The following is a 26,016-nucleotide window of genomic DNA, read 5'->3' as shown; positions in this document are numbered from 1 at the left end:
AACGCAGCGCTGTACCTGGGAGCTGGCTTGCCGGCGATAGGGCCAGCACAACAACTATCAAATCATGGGGCATAACACACCGGCGAACTGCCAGGCCCGCGCTTGTCCAGTTCATCCTCGAGCCATTCGGCCAGCACCCGGGCATTGTTGTGCTCGGTGTCCTTGCCGGCATAAAGCAATGTCAGCGTGCCCTTTCCGGCCAGGTCCAGCAGCGGGTACCAGTGCTCGGGATGGGCTGCCAGCTCCTGCTGGTAACGCTGGGTGAAGCCGGCAAAATCCACTTCACCCTGGTGAAATGCCTTGCGCAACGCAGCCGAGGGTGCAACTTCGCGCAACCACTGCCCCTGCAGGTCTTGCTTGCGCTTGTTGCGCGGCCACAGGCGGTCGACCAGCACGCGCTGGCCGTCCTCTTCGGCGACCGCAGCGTAGACACGCTTGCAGCGGATCATGGCGTTCTCCTGTCATTACCGTCCGTCTTGAGCCTAGATAAATCATTGATCGAGGTCACGGCCGGTTCACCAATTGTTTCTATGCTCAAGGCCTTTGGCACCCTCGCCAACGCCAACCGGAGCCCCCATGGCAACCCCGTCACTGGCCAGCCAGCCGCAGCTGGCCCCCTGCGATGCCCGCCCGCAGCTTGCGCACAAGCCTGGGCGCGCCACCTTGGTGTTGTTCTTCGGCCTGCTGCTGGCCGGCATCGCCTACACCGCCTGGAGCCTGAAACAGGATGTGACGGCAAGCGGCACGGTGATCACCACGGTCATGCCGTTCCTGCTCCTGGGCCTGGCCTTGCTGATCGCCCTGGGCTTCGAGTTCGTCAATGGCTTTCACGATACCGCCAATGCAGTGGCCACCGTCATCTACACCCATTCCTTGCCGGCACCGGTGGCGGTGGTGTGGTCCGGGCTGTGCAATTTTCTCGGCGTGCTGTTGTCCAGCGGCGCGGTGGCATTCGGCATCATCGCCCTGCTGCCGGTAGAGCTGCTTCTGCAGGTCGGCTCCTCGGCGGGCTTCGCCATGGTCTTCGCCCTGCTGCTGGCGGCGATCATCTGGAACCTCGGCACCTGGTGGCTGGGCCTGCCGGCATCTTCCTCGCACACGCTGATCGGTTCGATCATCGGCGTGGGCGTGGCCAATGCACTGATGCACGGGCGCGAGGGTACCAGTGGCGTGGATTGGGCCCAGGCCAGCAAGGTCGGTTATGCCCTGTTGTTCTCGCCGCTGATCGGCTTTGTTTGCGCGGCCTTGTTGCTGCTGGCCCTGCGCGCGCTGGTCAAGCGCAAGGCGCTGTACCAGGCGCCGCAAGGTCAGACACCACCACCGTGGTGGATCCGCAGCGTACTGATTCTGACCTGCACCGGGGTGTCGTTTGCCCATGGCTCCAACGACGGCCAGAAAGGCATGGGCCTGATCATGCTGATTCTGGTCGGCACCCTGCCGATGGCCTACGCACTGAACAAGACCATGCCCAATGAGCAGGCTTTGCAGTTTTCCGCAGTGGCCGAAGCGACTCGCCAGGCGCTGGTACGCAACGACCCGCAGGCAGCCCCGGCCGACCCGCGCCAGGTGCTCACCACGTTCATCGGCGAAGCCAAGGCCAGCCCGCAACTGGTCCCGGCACTGGCTGCGCTGACCGGCACCATCGGCGATGAGGTAAAGGGTTACGGTTCGCTCAAGCGCGTACCGGCCGAAGCCATGGCCAACGTGCGTAACGACATGTACCTGGCCAGCGAAGCCATCCGCCTGATCGAGAAGCACCAGCTGGTGGCGTTCGATGCCGACACACGCAGCCAGGTGCTGCTGCTCAAGACCCAGCTGGACGACGCCACCCGCTACATCCCGCTGTGGGTGAAAGTGGCCGTGGCCATCGCCCTGGGGCTGGGGACCATGGTCGGCTGGCGGCGCATCGTCGTGACCGTGGGCGAGAAGATCGGCAAGACCCACCTCAGCTATGCCCAGGGGGCTTCAGCCGAAGTGGTGGCGATGTGCACCATCGGCGCGGCAGACATGTTCGGGCTGCCGGTGTCGACCACCCATGTGTTGAGTTCCGGGGTGGCCGGGACCATGGTGGCCAATGGGTCGGGGATCCAGACACGAACCCTGGTCAACCTGCTGATGGCCTGGGTGCTGACCCTGCCAGCGGCAATGCTGCTGGCCGGCAGCCTGTACTGGCTGTTGCAGCACATTTTCTGAATCTGCACACCGTCCCTGTGGGAGCGGGTTTACCCGCGAATGCGTCGGTCATGCGCCTCGAGCTTGAGCTTTTCTGTGTCCACGCGGACGAACACCGAGTCGGCGGTCACGGTCAGCACATCGTCGGCCCAGACCTCACAGATTACCCGGGTCTTGCGCCCGACCTCACCTTCCACACGCGCCTTGAGCAACAGTTCGACGCCCATGGGGGTGGGCTTGAGGTAATTCAGGCCGAGGCTGCCAGTGACACAGTCGATACGCGGCAAGCTGCCCGCTTCGCGGCCTTCGGCACGGTAGTGGTAAGCCATGGCCGTCCAGTTGGAGTGGCAGTCGACCAGCATCGCCAGCAAACCGCCGTAGACCAGGCCGGGCCAGCCGATGAAGGTGCTGTCTGGTGCATGCCGGCACAACAGATGGACGCCGTCGGCGTCCCAGTGGCTTTGCAGGTGCAGGCCGCTGGGGTGCGAGCAGCCGCAGCCGTAACACGTGCCGTCGGGGGCGGCGAGGGCCTGCAGGGAAAGGCTGTGGTCGTTCATACGCTTCCTGTGCTTATCGAAAGGGGGGCGCGCAACGCCCCCATTAAAGCAGAAAGTTCACGCCGTCTGGGCAACCATCCTGGCGCGCCGTTGGGTCAGCGAAACCAGCAGGATGAACGCGGTCACTCCGGCGGTCATCAGCGTCTCGTAGCGGTAGGCATCGCTGAACAGCATGTAGCCCAGCACCATGACGATGGTGCCGATCACCAGCCAGGTCAGCCACGGGAACAGCCACATCTTCAGCTCCAGCGGCCGTCCTTCACGCTCGGCACGGGCCCGCATGCGCAACTGCGACACGGCAATTACCAGGTACACCAGCAAGGCGATGGCACCAGTGGTAGACAGCAGGAAGCCGAATACCTTGCCCGGGAACACATAGTTGACCAGGCACCCGGCAAAGCCGGCCAGGGTCGAGAAAATCACCGCCACGGTCGGCACGCCAGCGCCAGAGATGCGCTTGGTAACGCTCAGCGCCTGGCCACGGGCCCCCAGCGAATAGAGCATGCGCGACGCGGTGTACAGGCCCGAGTTCATGCAACTGGTCACGGCCACCAGCACCACGATATCCACCAGCAGCTTGGCACCCGGCACGTTCAGCACTTCCAGCACGCGCTGGAACGAACCCACCGCTTTCAGCCCCGGGTCGTTCCAGGCCACCAGCGAAACCACCAGAAAGATCGATGCCAGGTAGAAGATGGCGATGCGGTACACCACCAGGTTGGTGGCGCGGCGGATCTTGTCTTTCGGGTTGGCGGTTTCGTCAGCGGCGATGGTGACGATTTCGGCGCCGAAGAACGAGAAGATGGTGATCAGTACGCCACCCAGCACCGTGCCGAAACCGTTGGGCATGAAGCCGCCGTTGTCCCACAACCGGCTGACCCCGGACACCTCGGCCAGCGGCCAGACGCCGAACACTGCCAAGCTGCAAACCACGATGAAGGCGATGATCGCCACCACCTTGACCAGCGCGAACCAGTACTCGAACGCGCCGAAATTCTTCACGCTGACCAGGTTGGTGGCCGAGAGCACCAGCATGATCAGGAAGGCGAACAGCCAAGACGGCACAGCCGGGAACCAGGCATGCAGGATGTCGGCGCCGGCAATGGCCTCGACCGGAATGATCAGCACCCAGAACCACCAGTACAGCCAGCCGATGGTAAAGCCTGCCCACGGGCCGATGGCTTCGGAGGCGTAGGTGGAAAACGAGCCGCTGTTGGGGTTGGCGATGGCCATTTCACCCAGCATGCGCATTACCAGCAGTACCAGCAGGCCGGTCATGGCGTAGGAGATGAGAATGGCCGGGCCGGCGGTGGCAATGGCGTTGGAGGAACCGATGAACAGGCCGGCGCCGATGATGCCGGCGATGGAGATCATGGAAACCTGACGGGACGTCAGGCCGTGCTGCAGGGAACGCTGTTTGTTGTTGTCTAGCGAAGCCATGAAGAACCCTCGAATGGGTCGGCCGCAGCGGAGCGGCTGAAGACTGGAGCAGAATTCTTGTAAATTTCTGATGTTGTTTTTTTGTTGTTTTGCAGATGCCGGAAGCAGTACTGACCTCCTCTTCGCACGACCGGTTGTAATCGTTGATGCAGGTCAGTATTAATCTATAGAGCGGGGTCAACAAACGACCTTTTCGAACCACATCATTCTTTTCGGGAATGAACTCCTTCCTTTTTTGCTCGGTATTCGCTCGTCATGTCCAAACGCCTGATGCCTTCGACCACCGCCCTTCAGTGCTTCGAAGCGGCCGCCCGCCACCTCAGCTTCACCCGCGCGGCCCAGGAACTGCACCTGACCCAGAGCGCCGTCAGCAAGCAGGTGGCGCAGCTCGAGGACATGCTTGCGCACTCGTTGTTCCAGCGCATTCGCCGGCGCCTGCACCTGACCCCGGCCGGTGCGCTGTACCTCACCGAAGTGAACAAGATCCTCACCCAGATCGACATGTCCAGCCGCTACATCCTCAGCTACGGCGACGAGACCGAAGTGCTGCGCATCGCCACCCAGCCCACCTTCGGCGCGCGCTGGCTGATCCCCCGGCTGAAGGGTTTCGGCGACCGCTACCCGCGCATTCACCTGGACATCCGCAACGAGCTGGAGCCGTTCGACCTGGTGCAGGCCAAGGCCGACATCGCGTTCTTTTTCGGCCAGGGCACCTGGCCCGGGGCAACCTGCATCGAACTGTTCAGCGAAGCAGTGGTGCCGGTGTGCAGCCCGCAGCTGCTGGCCAGCCAGCGTTTCGACAGCGCCCAGGCACTGACCGAACATCGCCTGTTGCAGTGCGTGTCGCGCCCCGAAGCGTGGCACGAATGGTTTTTGGGGCTGGGCTTGCACAGCCAGAACAGCTACCACGGGCCGCGCTTCGATACGTTCTACCTGTGCATCCGCGCCGCTATCGCCGGCTGCGGCATCGCCCTGATTCCGCGCTACCTGGTGGCCGAGGAACTGAGCGAGGGCAAGCTGGTGGTGGCCTGGGACCACCCGGTGGCGAGCAATGGCCGGCACTTCATCGCACATGCCGAACATGCGGCCGAAGTGCCGAAGATTCGGGCTTTTGTGCAGTGGATTCGGGAGCGGGTGGCTGAGGGGGATTGATTCAACCTGTAGCGGCCTCTTCGCGGGTAAACCCGCTCCCACAGGGATCTGCAAATGTTCGAGCGTGCTGCATACCTGTGGAAGCGGGCGAGCCCGCGAAGAGGCCGGCACAGGCGATACAAATCAGCCGCCAGTTCACGAATCCATGGAATGACCGCAATCGAATAATTCGTTTGCGGAATAACCTGCCGACACGCTTGGATAATAAGAAACTCGAACAAGGTCCCGCGTGCTCATGAACCAGGAAAGTATCAGCCAGTCCATTGCCATCGTTCACCCGATCACACTTTCCCATGGCCGTAACGCCGAAGTCTGGGACACCGACGGCAAACGTTACATCGACTTCGTCGGCGGTATCGGCGTACTCAACCTGGGCCACTGCAACCCGGCGGTGGTCGAGGCGATCCAGGCCCAGGCCAGCCGCCTGACCCACTACGCCTTCAACGCCGCCCCACACGGCCCGTACCTGGCCCTGATGGAGCAACTGAGCCAGTTCGTGCCGGTCAGCTACCCCTTGGCCGGCATGCTCACCAACAGTGGCGCGGAAGCGGCGGAAAACGCCCTGAAAGTGGCCCGCGCGGCTACCGGCAAACGCGCCATCATCGCCTTTGACGGCGGCTTCCATGGGCGCACCCTGGCCACCCTGAACCTCAACGGCAAGGTCGCCCCGTACAAGCAACGGGTGGGTGAACTGCCCGGCCCGGTGTATCACCTGCCCTACCCCAGCGCCGACAGCGGGGTTACCTGCGAGCAGGCGCTCAAGGCCATGGAGCGGCTGTTCAGCGTCGAACTGGCGGTCGAAGACGTGGCGGCCTTCATCTTCGAACCCGTGCAGGGCGAAGGCGGCTTCCTCGCCCTTGACCCAGCGTTCGCCCAGGCCCTGCGCCGCTTCTGCGACGAGCACGGCATCCTGATCATCATCGACGAAATCCAGTCCGGGTTCGGCCGCACCGGCCAGCGCTTCGCCTTCCCGCGCCTGGGCATCGAACCCGACCTGCTGTTGTTGGCCAAGAGCATTGCCGGCGGCATGCCGCTGGGTGCAGTGGTCGGGCGCAAGGCGTTGCTGTCGGCACTGCCCAAGGGTGGCTTGGGCGGCACCTATTCGGGCAACCCGATTGCCTGCGCGGCAGCCCTGGCCAGCCTGGCGCAGATGACCGACGAGCACCTCGCCACCTGGGGTGAACGCCAGGAACAGGCCATCGTGCGCCGCTTCGAGCGCTGGAAGGCCACCGGGCTGAGCCCGTTCATCGGCCGCCTGACCGGGGTCGGTGCCATGCGCGGGATCGAGTTCGTCAACGCCGACGGCAGCCCGGCGCCCGCGCAACTGGCCAAGGTGATGGAAACGGCGCGGGCCAAGGGCCTGTTGCTGATGCCGAGCGGCAAGGCGCGGCACATCATCCGCCTGCTGGCACCGCTGACCATCGAGGCCGAGGTGCTCGAGGAAGGCCTGGATATCCTCGAGCAGTGCCTGGCCGAACTGGGGGCGTAAGAAGAACGGGGTTTACAGGCCCAGTTCCTGCGGGGTGAGCATGTCGGATTCGAAGGCGATCCAGCCGCCTTCGAGTTCGGCATGGCCGTTGACGATCGGGCCGTAGTAGGTCAGGCCGTTCTCCAGGGTCACGCAGATGTGCGTGGCATTCTTTTCGGGCGCCGCGAGCGTACCGACGAAATGCACCTTCTTCAGGGTTTCGGTCACCGCCTCCAGGCCAACGCGCATGTTGGGGTTTTCCGAAGCCTCGGTATCACCGCCACGGTCTTCGGCGCTGATGGTGACGGTGGCGATGTACGGGTACTTGGTGCTCAAGCGGGGTTACCTCGGTGACTAGGTAGACGAATGGGCGCGTAGAGTACGGCAGGCGGTCTCCGTTGTCTCTAGCGGCCTCTTCGCGGGCATGCCCGCTCCCACAAAGGTTCGGCGCGATCACTGTGGGAGCGGGCGCGCCCGCGAAGAGGCCAGGCCTGCAAAAGATGATCTGCCAGGCCCGATCTGTTAGGGTGCCCGCCGATGCACGCCACACCACACGAGGATCCCCAGTGAGCGCCGAAGAACCCCTGATCGCCGACCTGTTCGATGTCGACAAACGCCTGTCCCTCAAGCCTGTGGTGGACTTCAACAACTACCTGCGCAACGCCTTCGGCGAAGGCCCGTGCCGTTGCCACCGTTGCGCCGAGGGTGGCGACGCAAGCACCTACAGCCACGCCCACAGCTTTACCTTCGACGGCCGCCAGTGGCACCGCCGCTTCGCCAGCACCTCCGGCAGCGACGTCGCCCAGGTGCTGAAAAAGGCCTGGCTGTCATACACCAAGGCCGAACTCAACCTGGTCGGCGCGCTGGACCTGGCCACCCTCAAGACCTTCACCGAAGCCGCCCTGCACACACGCCTGCTGGCCCTGTTGCCGGCCAGCGGCCTGGCCCGCGAAGTGGATGGCCAGTGGCTGCTGCAGGCCCAGGCCGACTGACGGCCGGGCGGCACGGCAGGATTCTGCCGGTCTGCTAACGTGGGAGAATCCGCCCATCCGCAGGTAGTCCGCCATGGCCCGCACAACGCCCATCGAGCTGTACCGCAATATAGGCATCGTCGCCCACGTGGACGCCGGCAAGACCACCACCACCGAGCGGATCCTGTTCTACACCGGGGTCAACCGCAAGATGGGCGAGGTCCACGACGGCGCCGCGACCATGGACTGGATGGCCCAGGAGCAGGAGCGCGGCATCACCATCACCTCGGCCGCGACCACTGCCTTCTGGCAGGGCTCGACCAAGCAGTTCGCCCACAAGTACCGCTTCAACATCATCGACACCCCGGGCCACGTCGACTTCACCATCGAGGTCGAGCGCTCGCTGCGCGTGCTCGATGGCGCGGTGGTGGTGTTCAGCGGCGCGGACGGGGTCGAGCCGCAGTCCGAGACCGTCTGGCGCCAGGCCAACAAGTACCATGTACCGCGCCTGGCCTACATCAACAAGATGGACCGCCAGGGCGCCGATTTCCTGCGTGTGGTCCGGCAGATCGACCAGCGTCTGGGCCACCACCCGGTGCCGATCCAGCTGGCCATTGGCAGCGAAGAAAACTTCCAGGGCCAGATCGACCTGGTGAAGATGAAGGCCATCTACTGGAACGACGCCGACAACGGCACCAGTTACCGCGAAGAAGCCATCCCCGCCGAGCTGCAGGCGCTGGCCGACGAATGGCGTGCGCATATGGTCGAAGCAGCGGCCGAGGCCGATGACGAACTGACCTTGAAGTTTCTCGATGGCGAAGAGCTGAGCATCGAAGAAATCAAGGCCGGGCTGCGTAAACGCACCCTGAACAACGAGATCGTACCGACCATTCTCGGGTCGTCGTTCAAGAACAAGGGCGTGCCGCTGATGCTCGATGCGGTCATCGACTACCTGCCCGCGCCGTCGGAAATCCCGGCCATCAAAGGCACCGACCCGGATGATGAAGAAAAGCACCTCGAGCGCCATGCCGACGACAGCGAACCATTCTCGGCGCTGGCGTTCAAGATCGCCACCGACCCGTTCGTCGGCACCCTGACCTTCGCCCGGGTCTATTCCGGCGTGCTCAGCTCCGGCAATGCGGTGCTCAACTCGGTCAAGGGCAAGAAGGAACGCATCGGCCGCATGGTGCAGATGCACGCCAACCAGCGCGCCGAAATCAAGGACGTGTGCGCCGGCGACATCGCCGCGCTGATCGGCATGAAAGATGTGACCACCGGCGACACCCTGTGCGACATGGACAAACCGATCATTCTCGAACGCATGGACTTCCCCGACCCGGTGATTTCCGTGGCGGTGGAGCCGAAAACCAAGGCCGATCAGGAAAAAATGGGCATCGCCCTGGGCAAGCTGGCCCAGGAAGACCCGTCATTCCGCGTGCGCACCGACGAAGAGACCGGCCAGACCATCATCTCGGGCATGGGCGAGCTGCACCTGGACATCATCGTCGACCGCATGCGCCGCGAGTTCAACGTCGAAGCCAACATCGGCAAGCCACAGGTGGCCTACCGCGAGAAGATCCGCAACACCTGCGAGATCGAGGGCCGTTTCGTCCGCCAGTCCGGCGGACGTGGCCAGTACGGCCACTGCTGGATCCGCTTCGCGCCTGGCGACGAGGGCAAGGAAGGCCTGGAGTTCATCAACGAGATCGTCGGCGGCGTGGTCCCCCGCGAGTACATCCCGGCGATTCAGAAGGGTATCGAAGAGCAGATGAAGAACGGCGTACTCGCCGGCTACCCGCTGATCAACCTCAAGGCGGCGGTCTTCGATGGTTCGTACCACGACGTCGACTCCAACGAGATGGCGTACAAGATTGCCGCTTCGATGGCTACCAAGCAGTTGTCGCAGAAAGGCGGCGCGGTGTTGCTGGAGCCGGTGATGAAGGTTGAGGTGGTGACACCCGAGGAGTATCAGGGCGACATCCTCGGCGACCTCAGCCGGCGCCGCGGGATGATCCAGGACGGTGACGAAACGCCGGCTGGCAAGGTGATACGCGCCGAAGTGCCGTTGGGCGAGATGTTCGGCTACGCCACATCGATGCGCTCGATGACCCAGGGCCGGGCCAGTTTCTCGATGGAGTTCACCCGCTATGCCGAGGCCCCGGCGAGCATCGCCGACGCCATCGTCAAGAAGAACCGCGGGGAGTAATTCAGTCGCCTGTGCCGGCCTCTTCGCGGCTAAAGCCGCTCCCACAGGTACTGCGTGAGCCCTGGGCCTGCGCGATCGCGCCAGCTTTTAGAAATTGACCAAGACAATTGCTCTCCCAGGGACAACACAGCCAGTGAATACTGTGCCGTCCCTGTGGGAGCGGCTTTAGCCGCGAAGAGGCCGGCACAGCCAACAACCAACCCTCAGTGCTGCTCCCCCGCCCGCTTCAACAGCTTCTTGCACCGCTCCGACAAATGCACCACGCGCAGATGCTTGCCCGCCTTGGCATAGCGCTCACGCAGGGTCTGCAACGCCGCAATCGCCGAATAATCGACAAAGCTCAAGTGCTGGCAGTCCAACGTGACCCTGGCCGGGTCGCTGGCCGCGTCGAACTGCTCGAGGAACGAGGCAGTCGAGGCGAAAAACAACGTGCCATGCACCTGGTAATATTTGCCGCCTTCGCCATCCTCGCGGCTGTCGGCATACAGCTCCCGCGCATGCTGCCAGGCAAAGTTCAGCGCCGCGATGATGATGCCGAACAGCACCGCCACGGCCAGGTCGGTAAACACCGTGACCACCGTCACCGCAATGATCGCCAGCACATCGTTCAGTGGCACCTTGTGCAGCACCCGCAGCGAGGCCCAGGCGAAGGTCTGCTGCGCCACCACGAACATCACCCCGACCAGCGCCGCCAGCGGAATGCGCTCGATCAGCGGCGCCAGGAACAGCACGAACAGCAACACCATGCCCCCGGCCACCACGCCCGACAGCCGGCCACGGCCAGCGGAGCTGAGGTTGATCACCGTCTGGCCGATCATCGCGCAACCGCCCATGCCGCCGCACAGGCCTGAGACCATGTTGGCCGCACCCAGCGCAACGCACTCACGGTCCGGGTAACCACGGCTCTCGGTGATTTCATCGGTAAGGTTGAGGGTGAGCAAGGTTTCCAGCAGGCCGACCATGGCCATCAGCACCGCGTATGGCGCCACGATTTTCAGGGTTTCCAGGTTCCACGGCACATCCGGCAGGGCCAGGTGCGGCAGGCCACCGGCGATGCTCGCCATGTCGCCGAGGGTGCGCGTGGGCAGGTCGAGCAGGTACACCAACAGGCCGACACCGAGGATCGCCACCAGCGCCGGCGGCACCGCGCGGGTCAGCTTCGGCAGTACGTAGACCACCAGCATGGTCAGCGCCACCAGGCCGATCATCAGGTACAACGGCATTCCAGTGAGCCAGTGTTCACCCTGCTTGAAATGCTCGAGCTGGGCCAGCGCGATCACGATTGCCAGGCCGTTGACGAAGCCGAGCATGACCGGGTAAGGCACCAAGCGCACCAGCTTGCCCAGGCGCAACAGGCCGAACAGCATCATCACCACGCCGCCCAGCAGCACGGTGGCCAGCAGGTACTGTGCGCCGTGCTGCACCACCAGCGCGACGATCACCACCGCCATCGAACCGGCGGCCCCGGAAATCATCCCCGGCCGGCCGCCGAACAGCGCCGTCAGGGTGCAGATGATGAAGGCGCCATACAGGCCCATCAGCGGGTTGAGGTGGGCCACCAGGGCGAAAGCGATACACTCGGGCACCAGGGCGAACGAGGTGGTCAGGCCGGCGAGCAGGTCGGCGCGGAGTCGGGCGGGTTTCATGAGCATCCTGGGGGCGGTCCGGGCGGACGGGACAAAAACAAGGGCCGCGATGTTACGGAATTTGCCCGTCAACAGCCACCGTTCAACGCACCCGGTCGCGACTCTGTACGGCCAGGTCCAGCGCCCGCTGCATGTCCAGCCGCGCAGAGCGGCCAAGGTCGGGGTGATGCAATTGGCCGTTGCGCTCCGACGGCAGAATCGGCGCGGTCAGGTCCTCGGCATCCATGGCTTCGAAATCCTGTTCGGCGCCCAGGGTAAGGGCGCTGCGCCGCAACAGCATGCGCACCTGCTGCGGGGTCAGGGCCGGGTTGATCGCCAGCATGGTCGCCACGGTGGCGGTCACCAGCGGGGTCGCATACGACGTACCGCAATGCGCCTCGGCGGCCGGCGCCGGGCGGATGCAGGCAGCCGCACTGATGTCCACGCGCATGTCGATGTTGGAACTGTGGCGTTTGCGCACATGGCGCGGGTCTTCGACCGGCACCGGTCTGTCACTGCGCTGGTGGCCGCCCACCACCAGCAATTGCTCGGTGATGAACGAGGACGGCAGCCGATACTCATCGGTCCCCGACCAGGACGCACCATTACCGGCCGAGTTCACCACGACCACGTCAGGATGCTTGGCCCGCAACCAGAGGAAGAACTCTTCGAGCAGTTCTTCATAGCCGCTCATCGCCAGCCCGGAACGCACCAGCGAATCGACCTCGTCACCTTTCACGTTCTTCGCCCCGACCCGGTGAATCCCCCAGCTCCAGTTCAACACCCGCACGCCGTCTTCGACCAGGTTCACCGAGGCAGCGATGTTCGCCGTGATGCCGGCATCGGAGTTGCGCTCGACGATGACATCGAAGCCGGGGTTTTGCTTGCCCAGCCCCGGCAGAAAGCCGTCGCCCTGCGCTGCCAGGATGCCGGCCACATGGCTGCCGTGGCTGGTCGGGCGGTCGCCGTCGCGGCCGTACAGGCAGGTCCGGCCCGTGTCGCAGCGGCCGCGATAGCTTTCGAACGCCGGCGCGTCGAAGTCGAGATCGCGCTCGATCACCCCCACCCGCACCGGCTGTACCGGCACAGCGGCGGCAGCGATACGCCGCTGGAAGAAGTACAGGGCGTCCATGAAGCGGTTGGCAGCCCATTCATCCGCCTGAACGATGGCCGCCTGCGCGCGCCCGCCACCCTCCTCGCCGCGCTCCGGGGCGGACTCCTCGACGATCACCGCATCCACGCTGACTTCGCTGCCCATGCGCAGGATCAGCGCGTCGCGCTGCACCAGGTCACGCACTGGCAAGCGCAGCTGGTAGACATTCAGCGGCGGGATGGCGCCGACGACCTGCGCACCGTACTTATCGGCAATACGTCGGGCCTCGGCGGCGCCATCGTGTTTTTCCTCGATCAACAGGCTGACCAGATCGAGGTAGGTGGCAAGCCCGTCCATGTTCCTGGCCACTTCGCTCGGCCCCGCGGCCACCACGTGGCTGCGCCGACGGGTCAGCCACACCGGGTTGCTGCTGCGGCCACCCGCCTCCAGCCACAGCGGCGCGCTGTGTTGCGCGCCCTTGGCGAGTTTCAGCGTCAGCCTGTCACCCTGGCGCTCGACATCCGTTGCCGGCAACTGCACCCCACCCAACCAGATCGCCGGCATGCCCGCTGTCAGCCCTTGCGCACGCAGGCACCATTGCTGCTGATCGTCATCAAGCAGGTCGCCGCAGCGCTGCAGCTGGGTGATCCGCAACGAATCGGCTGCGGCCTGCAGCCCAACGCTGTACAGGCACAGTAACAAGATCAGTGCACGCTTCATCCGTCAGCTCCCGCCGCTCCCTGTGCTTGCGACTTGCAGGGCTGATCAAAGGTTCAGCCCTGGCGCGCAGGCGCATTATCCGCAGAGCGAGAATTCATGGCTTGGCGGATAATGACAGCCAGAAGGCCAGGCGCTGATCTGGCGCCAGCAAGATGCCAGCAAATTTGCCATCATGTTGCTTCCACCTGCGGAGATCATGGACATGCCGCTACGCCCCCTTTTCGCTTCCCTGCTGCTGGTCGCCAGCCTCAGCGCCCACGCCGCCACCGAAGTCGTACCGCTACAACACCGCAGCAGCGCCGAGCTGTTGCCCGCCGCGCAGGCATTCATCGGCAAGGACGGCAGCGTCACGGCGTTCGAGAACAAGCTGATCGTCAACGCCAGCGCCGAGCGCATCGACGACCTGCGCAGCTTGCTGCAACAGCTGGACACCGCCCCCAAGCGCCTGTTGATCAGCGTCGACAACAACGACAGCAATTTCCAGGACAACCGCGGCAATGCGCGCGTCATCCACTATGGCACCAGCAACCGTGACGGCGGCATGCAGCAGGTACAGGCCAGCGAAGGCCAGCCGGCGCTGATCCAGGTTGGCCAGAGCATCCCGATCACCAGCACTAGCACCGACGGCTACGGGCGCATCCAGAGCAACACCGAATACCGCAACGTGACCCAGGGTTTCTACGTCACCCCGACGTTGACTGGCGAAACGGTTCGTCTGCAAATCAGCAGCAATAATGACCGCATCAGCCAGGAACGGGCGGATGTAGTGAAAGTGCAGAGCACCGACACAACGGTCACCGGCAAGCTTGGCGAATGGATCACCCTGGCCGGGTACAACCAGCAGAGCCAGGCCGAGCGCAGCGCGTCAAGCCACAGTTACAGCACCCAGCGCGGTGAAAATATGACTTTGCGTGTCAAAGTCGACCTTCTCGACTGAGCCCAGGCAGTTCAGGGCCTCGACCAAAGGCCTTGAAACTGACTGCCAAGTCGCATTAGACCAAAGATGTAGTAACCACAAAAAACCACTACAAAACATTTGACAGGGTCTTTTTACCGAGGGCATGATGGCCTCGCTCCCGCTAATCAGGGGCCCTGGCAAGGGCCTTCGAGGCGCGCTCCTCCCACCCCTGGAGGCGTCTCGTGTCTATACGGCCCACAAGGCGGTTCGACGGGATTGCGACTGCAACGAAGAAGTTGTCCCGAGGGACGGAAGCGCATCACCGCAGTACCGGCAATCGCGTAGCACCGCAGCAAGGCATCCACGAGCCGACCTGCCGGAGCACACCTGCGCCTGGCCCTGCACACCCTTCCCCTTCGAGCCTTCGCGTTCGCCGCCGCACTCCTGCGACCAGGACAGCCGTCAGCCCCCTGATCTGCTCCGAGCATCAGCACAATTACCCCAAGATCGATGCGACGAGGTTTATTTCCATGGCACTGACACGCGAACAGCAAATTGCAGCCCTCGAGAAAGACTGGGCCGAGAACCCGCGCTGGAAAGGCGTGACCCGTACCTACACCGCCGCTGATGTCGTTCGCCTGCGTGGCTCCCTGCAGCCGGAGCACACCCTGGCCCGCCTGGGTGCAGAAAAACTGTGGAAGCTGGTCACCGAAGGTGCCCACCCGTCCTTCCGCCCAGAAAAAGATTTCGTCAACTGCATGGGCGCCCTGACCGGCGGCCAGGCAGTGCAGCAGGTCAAGGCTGGCATCCAGGCCATCTACCTGTCCGGCTGGCAGGTTGCCGCCGACAACAACTCGGCCGAATCGATGTACCCTGACCAGTCGCTGTACCCGGTCGACTCGGTACCGACCGTGGTCAAGCGCATCAACAATGCCTTCCGTCGTGCCGACCAGATCCAGTGGAAAGCCGGCAAGAACCCGGGCGACGACGGCTACGTCGACTACTTCGCGCCGATCGTGGCTGACGCCGAAGCCGGTTTCGGCGGCGTGCTGAACGCCTACGAGCTGATGAAGAACATGATCGAGGCAGGCGCTGCCGGCGTGCACTTCGAAGACCAGCTGGCCTCGGTGAAAAAATGCGGCCACATGGGTGGCAAGGTACTGGTACCGACCCAGGAAGCCGTGCAAAAGCTGGTGGCCGCGCGCCTGGCCGCTGACGTATCGGGCGTACCGACCATCATCCTGGCCCGTACCGACGCCAACGCCGCCGACCTGCTGACCAGCGACTGCGACCCGTACGACCAGCCGTTCGTGATTGGCGAGCGCACCCGTGAAGGCTTCTACAAGGTACGCGCCGGCCTCGACCAGGCCATCGCCCGCGGCCTGGCCTACGCGCCGTACGCCGACCTGATCTGGTGTGAAACCGCCAAGCCGGACCTGGACGAAGCCCGTCGCTTCGCCGAAGCGATCAAGAAGGAGTACCCGGACCAGATCCTGTCGTACAACTGCTCGCCTTCCTTCAACTGGAAGAAGAACCTGGACGACGCCACCATCGCCAAGTTCCAGCGCGAACTGTCGGCCATGGGCTACAAGCACCAGTTCATCACCCTGGCCGGCATCCACAACATGTGGCACGGCATGTTCAACCTGGCGCACGACTACGCCCGCAACGACATGACCGCCTACGTGAAACTGCAGGAACAGGAATTCGCCGACGCCAGCAAAGGCTACACCTTCGTCGCGCACCAGCAGGAAGTGGGCACTGGCTACTTCGACGACATGACCACCGTGATCCAGGGCGGCGCTTCGTCGGTGACTGCACTGACCGGCTCGACCGAGGAAGAGCAGTTCCACTGATAGTAGGTAGCTGTTGAATGATAAAGGCCCGGGGCTTGTGAAAGCCCTGGGCCTTTCTTTTTGCGGGTACTGGCGGGCAACAGGCCAGCGCCAAACATGTGGGAGCGGCCTTGTGTCGCGAAAGGGCCGCAGAGCGGCCCCGGCAATCTTGCGCTGAAGCACCGATCCCGGGGGCGCTTTGCACCCCAATCGCGACGCAAGGCCGCTCCCACAGGAGAAATCGCGCCTGTCGGTAGTACCTCAGTGCTTCATGCCCAGCTCTGCATCGTGGCCCAGATCATCATCGGCTTCTCAGCCATCAGGCCTGTGATGGTCAGTTCGCGCGCATATCCCATCAATTCCGAAGATTGCTCGCGGGCGTCGCGGCAGGAATGCCTGGGCAGGCCTCTTCGCTGGCGCGCCCGCTCCCACAAGTACTGCACAAATATTGAAGACTGTGGTGATCCTGTGGGAGCGGGCATGCCCGCGAAGGGGCCGGCACAGGCCAAAGCAAAACCCAGGATCATGTCTATGCTTGTGACAGCACAGCCGCAAGGACCGCCCATGCTTCGTCCAAGCCACCTGATGATGCTCGCCCTAGCCGCCGCTGCCCTCTATCTATATGTACGGGCCAGCGACAACACCCTGCTTGGCCTGCTGGCCAAACCGATTCCGGTACTGGCCCTGATTGCCTGGCTACGCAGCGCTTCCGCCACACCTTATCGCGGCTGGATCGACCGCTTCATCAGCCAGCCGGCGCTCAATCGGTAAAGTATTGACCCAGAGCGGTGCGAGCAGTGTCGGAAGCTGCTAGAACAGGCATTTTTTTGCGTTTGCAAGTAGGGGGCAGCCGCAGATGAACTTTACAAGGCCCAGGGCAGACAAAATACAAGACAGCAGAGTAAACGATATCAATTATCATTACGAAACTTGCAGTTCGTTACCCGCACCAAGAAACATAATTAACAAAACCGCACGCAATCCCCGAATCTCAAGGCTTTCAGCCAGTTACAAGCAGGTTTTGTACTTAATCCTACGAATAAATTTGCGACAGAAATTTTACTTGCACGGGCTTTACCCATAAAATCAGCGCGATTGATTCAGCTGCGACATTTGGTCACTGCATGTGCGACACCAGGTCGCCGCTCTACACTTATTTCAGACTGCAGAGCTGGGTCTCTGTATAAGGATTTCTAGCATGTCCGATTCGGCAGGACTCATCGCCCACAACTGGGGCTTTGCCATCTTCCTCCTGGGTGTCGTCGGCCTGTGCGCCTTCATGCTCGGCCTGTCCAGCCTGCTCGGTAGCAAGGCCTGGGGCCGCGCCAAGAACGAACCCTTCGAATCCGGCATGCTGCCCGTCGGCAGCGCCCGCCTGCGCCTGTCCGCCAAATTCTATCTGGTCGCGATGCTGTTCGTGATCTTCGATATCGAAGCCCTCTTTCTCTTTGCATGGTCTGTGTCCGTCCGCGAAAGCGGCTGGACCGGATTCGTCGAAGCACTCGTTTTCATAGCAATTCTGTTGGCTGGTCTTGTCTACCTATGGCGCGTCGGGGCACTTGATTGGGCTCCCGAAGGTCGCCGCAAGCGGCAAGCGAAGCTGAAACAATGAGGCTTTGGCATGCAATACAATCTCACCAGAATCGATCCGGATGCGCCCAACGAGCAGTACCCGGTCGGTGAACGGGAAACCGTCACCGATCAACTGCTGGAGGACCAGGTCCACAAGAACATCTTCATGGGCAAGCTCGAAGATGTGCTGCGTGGCGCGGTCAACTGGGGTCGCAAGAACTCCCTCTGGCCGTACAACTTCGGCCTGTCCTGCTGCTACGTGGAAATGACCACGGCCTTCACGGCACCCCACGACATCGCCCGCTTCGGCGCCGAAGTCATCCGGGCCTCGCCGCGTCAGGCCGACTTTATGGTCATCGCCGGTACCTGCTTCGTGAAGATGGCGCCGATCATCCAGCGCCTGTACGAGCAGATGCTCGAGCCGAAATGGGTCATCTCCATGGGTTCGTGCGCCAACTCCGGCGGCATGTACGACATCTACTCGGTCGTTCAGGGGGTCGACAAGTTCCTCCCCGTGGACGTCTATGTGCCTGGCTGCCCGCCACGCCCTGAGGCTTTCCTGCAAGGCTTGATGCTGCTGCAGGAGTCGATCGGCCAAGAACGACGCCCGCTCTCCTGGGTTGTTGGTGATCAAGGTATTTACCGTGCCGAGATGCCAGCCCAGAAGGACCTGCGCCGCGAGCAGCGCATTGCCGTAACCAACCTGCGCAGCCCCGACGAAGTCTGATCCAGCGACCTGCCGCCCGCTCCCCCGGAGCCGGCGGCCTGGCTTCATTCTTAACGTTGACCCAAAGCGACCGAGACCATGACAGCGGACAACGCTATTTTCATTCCGCCCTACAAGGCTGACGACCAGGATGTGGTCGTCGAACTGCACAACCGTTTTGGCGCCGAAGCATTCGTCGCTCAGGAAACCCGCACCGGCATGCCCGTGCTGTGGGTCAAGCGCGAGCAACTCAAGGAAGTGCTCAGCTTCCTGCGTGGCGTCGCCAGGCCGTACAGCATGCTGTACGACCTGCACGGCGTTGACGAACGCCTGCGCACCCAGCGCCGTGGCCTGCCGGCCGCCGACTTCAGCGTGTTCTACCACCTGTTGTCGATCGAGCGTAACAGCGATGTGATGATCAAGGTGTCGCTCAGCGAAGGCGACCTGAACCTGCCGAGCGTGACCGGTATCTGGCCAAACGCCAACTGGTACGAGCGCGAAGTCTGGGACATGTTCGGCATCGACTTTGCCGGCCACCCGCACCTCAGCCGCATCATGATGCCGCCCACCTGGGAAGGCCACCCGCTGCGCAAGGACTACCCGGCCCGCGCCACCGAGTTCGACCCCTACAGCCTGACCCTGGCCAAGCAGCAGCTTGAAGAGGAATCGGCACGTTTCAACCCGGAAGCCTGGGGCATGAAGCGTCAGGGCGCCAACGAGGACTACATGTTCCTCAACCTCGGCCCCAACCACCCGTCCGCGCACGGTGCCTTCCGTATCGTCCTGCAACTGGACGGTGAAGAGATCGTCGACTGCGTACCGGACATCGGCTACCACCACCGTGGCGCCGAGAAGATGGCCGAGCGCCAGTCCTGGCACAGCTTCATCCCTTACACCGACCGCATCGACTACCTCGGCGGGGTGATGAACAACCTGCCGTACGTGCTCGCGGTCGAGAAGCTGGCCGGCATCAAGGTGCCGCAGAAGGTCGACGTGATTCGCATCATGCTGGCCGAGTTCTTCCGTATTACCAGCCACCTGCTGTTCCTGGGTACCTACATCCAGGACGTCGGCGCCATGACCCCGGTGTTCTTCACCTTCACCGACCGCCAGCGCGCCTACACGGTGATCGAAGCGATCACCGGTTTCCGCCTGCACCCGGCCTGGTACCGCATCGGTGGCGTCGCCCACGACCTGCCACGCGGCTGGGACAAGCTGGTCAAGGACTTCGTCGAATGGCTGCCCAAGCGCCTCGACGAGTACGAAAAGGCTGCCCTGCAGAACAGCATCCTCAAGGGCCGTACCATCGGCGTTGCCGCGTACAACACCAAGGAAGCGCTGGCCTGGGGTACCACCGGTGCCGGCCTGCGTGCCACCGGTTGCGACTTCGACCTGCGTAAAGCCCGCCCCTACTCCGGCTACGAGAACTTCGAGTTCGAAGTACCGCTGGCCCACAACGGCGATGCCTATGATCGCTGCATGGTCCGTGTCGAGGAGATGCGCCAGAGTATCCGCATCATCGACCAGTGCCTGCGCAACATGCCGGAAGGCCCGTACAAGGCGGACCACCCGCTGACCACGCCGCCGCCAAAAGAGCGCACCCTGCAGCACATCGAAACCCTGATCACGCACTTCCTGCAAGTCTCGTGGGGCCCGGTCATGCCGGCCAACGAGTCGTTCCAGATGATCGAGGCGACCAAGGGCATCAACAGTTACTACCTGACGAGCGATGGCGGCACCATGAGCTACCGCACCCGGATCCGTACCCCGAGCTACCCGCACCTGCAGCAGATCCCTTCGGTGATCAAAGGCAGCATGGTCGCCGACCTCATTGCGTACCTGGGCAGTATCGACTTCGTTATGGCTGACGTGGACCGCTAAGCATGAACAGCACGCTTATCCAGACAGACCGTTTCGCCCTGAGCGAAACCGAGCGCTCGGCCATCGAGCACGAAATGCATCACTACGAGGACCCGCGCGCGGCGTCCATCGAAGCCCTGAAGATCGTCCAGAAGGAACGTGGCTGGGTGCCGGACGGCGCCATCCACGCCATCGGCGAAGTGCTGGGCATCCCGGCCAGCGACGTCGAGGGCGTGGCCACTTTCTACAGCCAGATCTTCCGTCAGCCGGTCGGCCGCCACATCATCCGCGTGTGCGACAGCATGGTCTGCTACATCGGCGGCCATGAATCCGTGGTCAGCCAGATCCAGAGCGAGCTGGGCATCGGCCTCGGCCAGACCACCGCCGACGGCCGTTTCACCCTGCTGCCGGTGTGCTGCCTGGGCAACTGCGACAAGGCCCCGGCGCTGATGATCGATGACGACACCTTCGGTGACGTGCAACCGGCTGGCGTTTCCAAACTGCTGGAGGGTTACGTATGACCATTACTTCCTTCGGCCCGGCCAACCGCATCGCGCGTAGCGCCGAAACCCACCCGCTGACCTGGCGCCTGCGTGACGACGGCGAGCCGGTGTGGCTGGCCGAGTACGAGTCGAAGAACGGCTACGCTGCCGCGCGCAAGGCGCTGGCGCAGATGTCCGCCGACGACATCGTGCAAAGCGTCAAGGACTCCGGCCTCAAGGGCCGTGGTGGCGCGGGCTTCCCCACTGGCGTGAAGTGGGGCCTGATGCCCAAAGACGAATCCATGAACATCCGCTACCTGCTGTGCAACGCGGACGAAATGGAGCCGAACACCTGGAAGGACCGCATGCTGATGGAGCAACAGCCCCATCTGCTGGTCGAGGGCATGCTGATCAGCGCCCGCGCCCTGAAGGCCTACCGTGGCTACATCTTCCTGCGTGGCGAATACACCACTGCGGCGAAGAACCTCAACCGCGCCATCGAGGAAGCCAAGGCCGCCGGCCTGCTGGGCAAGAACATCCTCGGCAGCGGTTTCGATTTCGAGCTGTTCGTGCACACCGGTGCCGGCCGCTACATCTGCGGTGAAGAAACCGCGCTGATCAACTCGCTGGAAGGCCGCCGCGCCAATCCGCGCTCCAAGCCGCCCTTCCCTGCCGCCGTGGGCGTGTGGGGCAAGCCGACCTGCGTGAACAACGTCGAAACCCTGTGCAACGTGCCGGCCATCGTCGCCAACGGCAACGACTGGTACAAGTCGCTGGCCCGCGAGGGCAGCGAAGACCACGGCACCAAGCTGATGGGCTTCTCCGGCAAGGTGAAAAACCCGGGCCTGTGGGAACTGCCGTTCGGCGTCACCGCCCGCGAACTGTTCGAAGACTACGCCGGTGGCATGCGCGACGGCTTCAAGCTCAAGTGCTGGCAGCCAGGCGGCGCCGGTACCGGCTTCCTGCTGCCCGAGCACCTCGACGCGCAGATGTACGCCGGTGGCATCGCCAAGGTCGGCACCCGTATGGGCACCGGCCTGGCCATGGCGGTGGACGACAGCATCAACATGGTGTCGCTGCTGCGCAACATGGAAGAGTTCTTCGCCCGCGAGTCGTGCGGCTGGTGCACGCCGTGCCGTGACGGCCTGCCGTGGAGCGTGAAGATGCTGCGCGCACTGGAAAAAGGCCAGGGCCGCGCCGAAGACATCGAGACGCTGCTGGGGTTGGTCAACTTCCTCGGCCCAGGCCGCACCTTCTGTGCTCACGCACCGGGTGCCGTCGAGCCATTGGGCAGTGCCATCAAATACTTCCGGTCCGAGTTCGAGGCCGGTGTCGCTCCAGCTGCGGCTGGCGATGCCCTGCGCCCCAACCTGGCCGGGCCGATCGTGGTCGGCGCATAACAAGATGATTGAGGCGGGTGGTCCGTGCCACTCGCCAGCTTGCCGGCAGGCCCGAGTGATCGCGGCGTGTCGCAAGCTCACCGATTTCCATTAGCCACGCCCGCTCACGCGGGCCAACGAAGAACTTTGAACAATGGCCACTATCCACGTAGACGGCAAAGCGCTCGAAGTCAACGGTGCAGACAACCTGTTACAGGCGTGTCTGTCGCTCGGCCTCGACATCCCTTATTTCTGCTGGCACCCGGCGCTTGGTAGCGTTGGCGCCTGCCGGCAGTGCGCGGTCAAGCAGTACACCGACGAGAACGACACCCGTGGTCGTATCGTCATGTCCTGCATGACCCCTGCCTCCGACGGCACCTGGATCTCCATCGACGATGAAGAGTCCAAGGCGTTTCGCGCCAGCGTCGTCGAATGGCTGATGACCAACCACCCGCACGACTGCCCGGTGTGCGAGGAAGGCGGTCACTGCCACCTGCAGGACATGACGGTAATGACCGGCCACAACGAGCGCCGCTACCGTTTCACCAAGCGTACCCACCAGAACCAGGACCTCGGCCCGTTCATCGCCCATGAGATGAACCGCTGCATCGCCTGCTACCGCTGCGTGCGCTACTACAAGGACTATGCCGGTGGTACCGACCTGGGCGTGTACGGCGCCCACGACAACGTGTACTTCGGCCGCGTCGAAGACGGTGTGCTGGAAAGCGAGTTCTCCGGCAACCTGACCGAGGTCTGCCCGACCGGCGTATTCACCGACAAGACCCACTCCGAGCGCTACAACCGCAAGTGGGACATGCAGTTCGCCCCGAGCATCTGCCATGGCTGCTCCAGCGGCTGCAACATCAGCCCGGGCGAACGCTACGGCGAACTGCGTCGCATCGAGAACCGCTTCAACGGTTCGGTCAACCAGTACTTCCTGTGCGACCGCGGCCGCTTCGGCTACGGCTACGTCAACCGCAAGGATCGCCCGCGTCAGCCACAGCTGGCCGACGGCACCAAGCTGGGCCTGGACGCCGCCCTGGACAAAGCCGCCGACCTGCTGCGCGGGCGTACCATCGTCGGTATCGGCTCGCCGCGCGCCAGCCTCGAAAGCAACTACGGCCTGCGTGAGCTGGTCGGTGCCGAGTACTTCTACTCGGGCATGGAAGCGGGCGAACTGGCCCGCGTGCGCCTGGCCCTGAATGTGCTGAACAACAGCCCGCTGCCGGTGCCGACCCTGCGCGACATCGAAGACCACGACGCCGTGTTCGTGCTCGGTGAAGACCTGACCCAGACCGCTGCCCGCGTAGCCCTGGCCGTGCGCCAGGCCACCAAGGGCAAGGCCGAAGCCATGGCCGAAGCGATGAAAGTGCAGCCGTGGCTCGACGCCGCGGTGAAGAACATCGGCCAGCACGCGCTGTACCCGCTGTTCATCGCATCGCTGGCTGAAACCAAGCTGGACGACATCGCCGAAGAATGCGTGCACGCCGCCCCGGCGGACCTGGCCCGCATCGGTTTCGCCGTGGCCCACGCCATCGACCCGAGCGCACCGGCCGTCGCCGGCCTGGACGATGAAGCCAAAGCCCTGGCCCAGCGCATCGCCGACGCCCTGGTCGCGGCCAAGCGCCCGCTGGTGGTCGCTGGTACCTCGCTGGCCGACCCGGCGCTGATCGAAGCCGCCGCCAACATCGCCAAGGCCCTGCAGCTGCGCGAGAAGAACGGTTCGCTGAGCCTGGTGGTGCCTGAAGCCAACAGCCTCGGCCTGGCCATGCTCGGCGGCGAGTCGGTCGATGCCGCGCTGGACGCGGTCATCAGCGGCAAGGCCGACGCCATCGTCGTGCTGGAAAACGACCTGTACACCCGTGTACCGGCCGCCAAGGTCGACGCCGCCCTGGCCGCAGCCAAGGTGGTGATCGTTGCCGACCACTCGAAAACCCCGACGGTCGAGCGCGCCCACCTGGTGTTGCCGGCGGCCTCGTTCGCCGAAGGCGACGGCACCCTGGTCAGCCAGGAAGGCCGTGCCCAGCGCTTCTTCCAGGTGTTCGACCCGCAATACCTGGACAGCAGCATCCTGGTTCACGAAGGCTGGCGCTGGATGCACGCCCTGCGTGCCACCCTGCTGAACAAGCCGGTCGACTGGACCCAGCTGGACCACGTTACCAGCGCCTGCGCCGAAGCCGTCCCGCAACTGGCCGGCATCGTCAACGCCGCGCCGAGCGCCGCATTCCGCATCAAGGGCCTGAAACTGGCGCGTGAACCGCTGCGCTACTCGGGCCGTACCGCGATGCGCGCCAACATCAGCGTGCACGAACCACGTACCCCGCAAGACAAGGACACCGCGTTCGCCTTCTCCATGGAAGGCTACTCGGGTTCGGCCGAACCGCGCCAGCAGGTGCCGTTCGCCTGGTCGCCGGGCTGGAACTCGCCGCAAGCCTGGAACAAGTTTCAGGACGAGGTCGGTGGCCACCTGCGTGCCGGTGATCCGGGTGTACGCCTGATCGAATCGCAAGGCGACCGCCTGCACTGGTTCAACGCCATTCCGGGCGCCTTCAACCCGGCCCGTGGCACCTGGACTGCCGTGCCGTTCTTCCACCTGTTCGGCAGCGAAGAAAGCTCCTCGCGCGCCGCCCCGGTGCAAGAGCGCATCCCGGCAGCCTACGTGGCCCTGGCCAAGTCCGAAGCCGACCGCCTGGGGGTCAATGACGGTGCCCTGCTGAGCCTGATCGTGGCCGGTGTGGCCCTGCGTCTGCCGCTGCGTATCAATGAACAGCTGGGCGCTGGCCTGGTCGCGTTGCCGAAAGGCCTGGCTGGCATTCCGCCTGCCATCTTCGGTGCATCCGTCGAAGGTCTGCAGGAGGCAGCACAATGAGCTGGTTCACCCCCGAAGTGATCGATGTGATCCTCACCGTGCTGCGGGCCATCGTGGTCCTGCTGGCGGTGGTGGTCTGCGGCGCGCTGCTCAGCTTCGTCGAGCGGCGCCTGCTGGGCTGGTGGCAGGACCGTTACGGTCCGAACCGCGTCGGCCCGTTCGGCATGTTCCAGATCGCTGCCGACATGCTGAAGATGTTCTTCAAGGAAGACTGGAACCCACCCTTCGTCGACCGGGTGATCTTCACCCTGGCACCGGTAGTGGCCATGAGCGCCCTGCTGATCGCCTTCGTGGTCATCCCGATCACCCCGACCTGGGGCGTCGCCGACCTGAACATCGGCCTGCTGTTCTTCTTCGCCATGGCCGGCCTGTCGGTCTATGCGGTGCTGTTCGCCGGCTGGTCGTCGAACAACAAGTACGCCCTGCTGGGCAGCTTGCGTGCCTCGGCGCAGACCGTGTCGTACGAAGTGTTCCTGGGCCTGGCGCTGATGGGCGTGGTGGTGCAGGTAGGTTCGTTCAACATGCGCGACATCGTCGAATACCAGGCGCAGAACCTATGGTTCATCATTCCGCAGTTCTTCGGCTTCTGCACCTTCTTCATCGCTGGCGTCGCCGTGACCCACCGTCACCCGTTCGACCAGCCGGAAGCGGAACAGGAACTGGCCGACGGCTATCACATCGAGTATGCCGGCATGAAGTGGGGCATGTTCTTCGTCGGTGAGTACATCGGCATCATCCTCATCTCGGCGCTGCTGGTAACCCTGTTCTTCGGCGGCTGGCACGGCCCGTTCGGCATCCTGCCGCAGCTGTCGTTCCTGTGGTTCGCGCTGAAGACCGCGTTCTTCATCATGCTGTTCATCCTGCTGCGCGCCTCGATCCCGCGCCCACGCTATGACCAGGTGATGGACTTCAGCTGGAAGTTCTGCCTGCCGCTGACCCTGATCAATTTGCTGGTGACCGCTGCGATCGTGCTCTACAACACGCCAGCCGTCGCGGCCCAGTGAGGATTTG

General features: G+C 63.6%; 20 protein-coding genes and 1 pseudogene. 15 read left to right on the top strand and 6 right to left on the bottom strand.

The genetic code is table 11. From position 1 onward, the window contains the following. Nucleotides 1-62: 62 nt before the first annotated feature. Nucleotides 63-449 (bottom strand): DUF488 family protein, encoded by a 387-nt coding sequence (locus C6A77_RS04620; protein ID WP_114168218.1) that lies wholly within the window; start codon nucleotides 447-449, stop codon nucleotides 63-65. 127 nt (nucleotides 450-576) lie between these two features. On the opposite strand from C6A77_RS04620, the gene C6A77_RS04615 reads away from it, so the two are divergent. Then, entirely contained in the window at nucleotides 577-2,193 is a 1,617-nt protein-coding gene (locus C6A77_RS04615; RefSeq protein ID WP_114168217.1) for an inorganic phosphate transporter, read from the top strand. Between the two features lie 29 nt (nucleotides 2,194-2,222). Here the strand turns inward: C6A77_RS04615 and C6A77_RS04610 are convergent, their stop codons facing one another. Both C6A77_RS04610 and C6A77_RS04605 read right to left on the bottom strand, forming a co-directional pair. Beyond that, nucleotides 2,223-2,729 (bottom strand): hotdog domain-containing protein, encoded by a 507-nt coding sequence (locus tag C6A77_RS04610; RefSeq protein ID WP_114168216.1) that lies wholly within the window; start codon nucleotides 2,727-2,729, stop codon nucleotides 2,223-2,225. Between the two features lie 57 nt (nucleotides 2,730-2,786). Beyond that, on the bottom strand, nucleotides 2,787-4,169 hold the full coding sequence (locus C6A77_RS04605) for an amino acid permease (RefSeq protein ID WP_114168215.1): 1,383 nt from the start codon (nucleotides 4,167-4,169) through the stop codon (nucleotides 2,787-2,789). A 255-nt stretch (nucleotides 4,170-4,424) separates the two neighbouring features. Here C6A77_RS04605 and gcvA point away from each other — a divergent pair, with 255 nt between their 5' ends. Continuing rightward, the gene (gene gcvA, locus C6A77_RS04600; RefSeq protein ID WP_114168214.1) at nucleotides 4,425-5,321 is read left to right on the top strand and encodes a transcriptional regulator GcvA; all 897 of its coding nucleotides are present in this window, start codon (nucleotides 4,425-4,427) and stop codon (nucleotides 5,319-5,321) included. Nucleotides 5,322-5,556: 235 nt separating this feature from the next. Beyond that, nucleotides 5,557-6,810: an aspartate aminotransferase family protein gene (locus tag C6A77_RS04590; RefSeq protein ID WP_114168212.1), complete on the top strand. Its 1,254-nt coding sequence runs from the start codon at nucleotides 5,557-5,559 to the stop codon at nucleotides 6,808-6,810. A 12-nt stretch (nucleotides 6,811-6,822) separates the two neighbouring features. On the opposite strand, the gene C6A77_RS04585 is transcribed toward C6A77_RS04590, so the two are convergent. Then, nucleotides 6,823-7,125 (bottom strand): hypothetical protein, encoded by a 303-nt coding sequence (locus tag C6A77_RS04585; protein WP_056803283.1) that lies wholly within the window; start codon nucleotides 7,123-7,125, stop codon nucleotides 6,823-6,825. Nucleotides 7,126-7,355: 230 nt separating this feature from the next. Here C6A77_RS04585 and C6A77_RS04580 point away from each other — a divergent pair, with 230 nt between their 5' ends. Both C6A77_RS04580 and fusA read left to right on the top strand, forming a co-directional pair. Beyond that, nucleotides 7,356-7,781, top strand: coding sequence for a hypothetical protein (locus C6A77_RS04580; RefSeq protein ID WP_114168211.1), 426 nt, complete (start codon nucleotides 7,356-7,358; stop codon nucleotides 7,779-7,781). 73 nt (nucleotides 7,782-7,854) lie between these two features. Continuing rightward, nucleotides 7,855-9,966, top strand: a complete 2,112-nt coding sequence (fusA, locus tag C6A77_RS04575; RefSeq protein ID WP_114168210.1) for an elongation factor G — start codon at nucleotides 7,855-7,857, stop codon at nucleotides 9,964-9,966. A 203-nt stretch (nucleotides 9,967-10,169) separates the two neighbouring features. On the opposite strand, the gene C6A77_RS04570 is transcribed toward fusA, so the two are convergent. Together C6A77_RS04570 and C6A77_RS04565 are read right to left on the bottom strand one after the other, a co-directional pair. Then, the gene (locus C6A77_RS04570; protein WP_114168209.1) at nucleotides 10,170-11,612 is read right to left on the bottom strand and encodes a SulP family inorganic anion transporter; all 1,443 of its coding nucleotides are present in this window, start codon (nucleotides 11,610-11,612) and stop codon (nucleotides 10,170-10,172) included. An 82-nt stretch (nucleotides 11,613-11,694) separates the two neighbouring features. After that, complete coding sequence (locus tag C6A77_RS04565) at nucleotides 11,695-13,404, bottom strand: S8/S53 family peptidase (protein WP_114168208.1); 1,710 nt, start codon at nucleotides 13,402-13,404, stop codon at nucleotides 11,695-11,697. A 172-nt stretch (nucleotides 13,405-13,576) separates the two neighbouring features. Here C6A77_RS04565 and C6A77_RS04560 point away from each other — a divergent pair, with 172 nt between their 5' ends. From C6A77_RS04560 to nuoH, 10 genes and pseudogenes are all read left to right on the top strand, one after another. After that, nucleotides 13,577-14,341, top strand: coding sequence for a secretin N-terminal domain-containing protein (locus tag C6A77_RS04560; protein ID WP_178082371.1), 765 nt, complete (start codon nucleotides 13,577-13,579; stop codon nucleotides 14,339-14,341). A gap of 491 nt (nucleotides 14,342-14,832) precedes the next feature. Next, a complete protein-coding gene (aceA, locus tag C6A77_RS04555) occupies nucleotides 14,833-16,158 on the top strand; it encodes an isocitrate lyase (RefSeq protein WP_114168207.1) in 1,326 nt (441 codons plus the stop codon). Nucleotides 16,159-16,701: 543 nt separating this feature from the next. Beyond that, nucleotides 16,702-16,872 (top strand): annotated as a pseudogene (locus C6A77_RS04545) (lysoplasmalogenase); the annotation flags it as partial. A 463-nt stretch (nucleotides 16,873-17,335) separates the two neighbouring features. Further along, nucleotides 17,336-17,749, top strand: a complete 414-nt coding sequence (locus tag C6A77_RS04540) for an NADH-quinone oxidoreductase subunit A (RefSeq protein WP_003251427.1) — start codon at nucleotides 17,336-17,338, stop codon at nucleotides 17,747-17,749. 9 nt (nucleotides 17,750-17,758) lie between these two features. Further along, nucleotides 17,759-18,436 carry an NADH-quinone oxidoreductase subunit B gene (locus tag C6A77_RS04535; RefSeq protein WP_003251429.1) on the top strand — a complete coding sequence of 226 codons (678 nt, stop codon included), beginning with the start codon at nucleotides 17,759-17,761 and terminating at the stop codon, nucleotides 18,434-18,436. A 78-nt stretch (nucleotides 18,437-18,514) separates the two neighbouring features. Beyond that, the gene (gene nuoC / locus C6A77_RS04530; protein ID WP_114168206.1) at nucleotides 18,515-20,296 is read left to right on the top strand and encodes an NADH-quinone oxidoreductase subunit C/D; all 1,782 of its coding nucleotides are present in this window, start codon (nucleotides 18,515-18,517) and stop codon (nucleotides 20,294-20,296) included. A gap of 2 nt (nucleotides 20,297-20,298) precedes the next feature. Continuing rightward, entirely contained in the window at nucleotides 20,299-20,796 is a 498-nt protein-coding gene (gene nuoE, locus C6A77_RS04525; RefSeq protein WP_003251433.1) for an NADH-quinone oxidoreductase subunit NuoE, read from the top strand. After that, nucleotides 20,793-22,157 (top strand): NADH-quinone oxidoreductase subunit NuoF, encoded by a 1,365-nt coding sequence (nuoF, locus tag C6A77_RS04520; RefSeq protein ID WP_114168205.1) that lies wholly within the window; start codon nucleotides 20,793-20,795, stop codon nucleotides 22,155-22,157. The genes nuoE and nuoF overlap by 4 nt, the downstream gene beginning before the upstream one ends. Nucleotides 22,158-22,290: 133 nt before the next feature. Next, nucleotides 22,291-25,005 carry an NADH-quinone oxidoreductase subunit NuoG gene (gene nuoG / locus C6A77_RS04515; protein ID WP_114168204.1) on the top strand — a complete coding sequence of 905 codons (2,715 nt, stop codon included), beginning with the start codon at nucleotides 22,291-22,293 and terminating at the stop codon, nucleotides 25,003-25,005. Further along, nucleotides 25,002-26,009, top strand: coding sequence for an NADH-quinone oxidoreductase subunit NuoH (nuoH, locus tag C6A77_RS04510; protein ID WP_003251440.1), 1,008 nt, complete (start codon nucleotides 25,002-25,004; stop codon nucleotides 26,007-26,009). The genes nuoG and nuoH overlap by 4 nt, the downstream gene beginning before the upstream one ends. Nucleotides 26,010-26,016 lie beyond the last annotated feature (7 nt).

The sequence above is a fragment of the Pseudomonas sp. AFG_SD02_1510_Pfu_092 genome (assembly GCF_003331055.1).
Lineage (GTDB): Bacteria > Pseudomonadota > Gammaproteobacteria > Pseudomonadales > Pseudomonadaceae > Aquipseudomonas.
The sequence above is the reverse complement of the archived record's forward strand: the minus strand, read 5'-3'. Positions and strand labels throughout refer to the sequence as shown.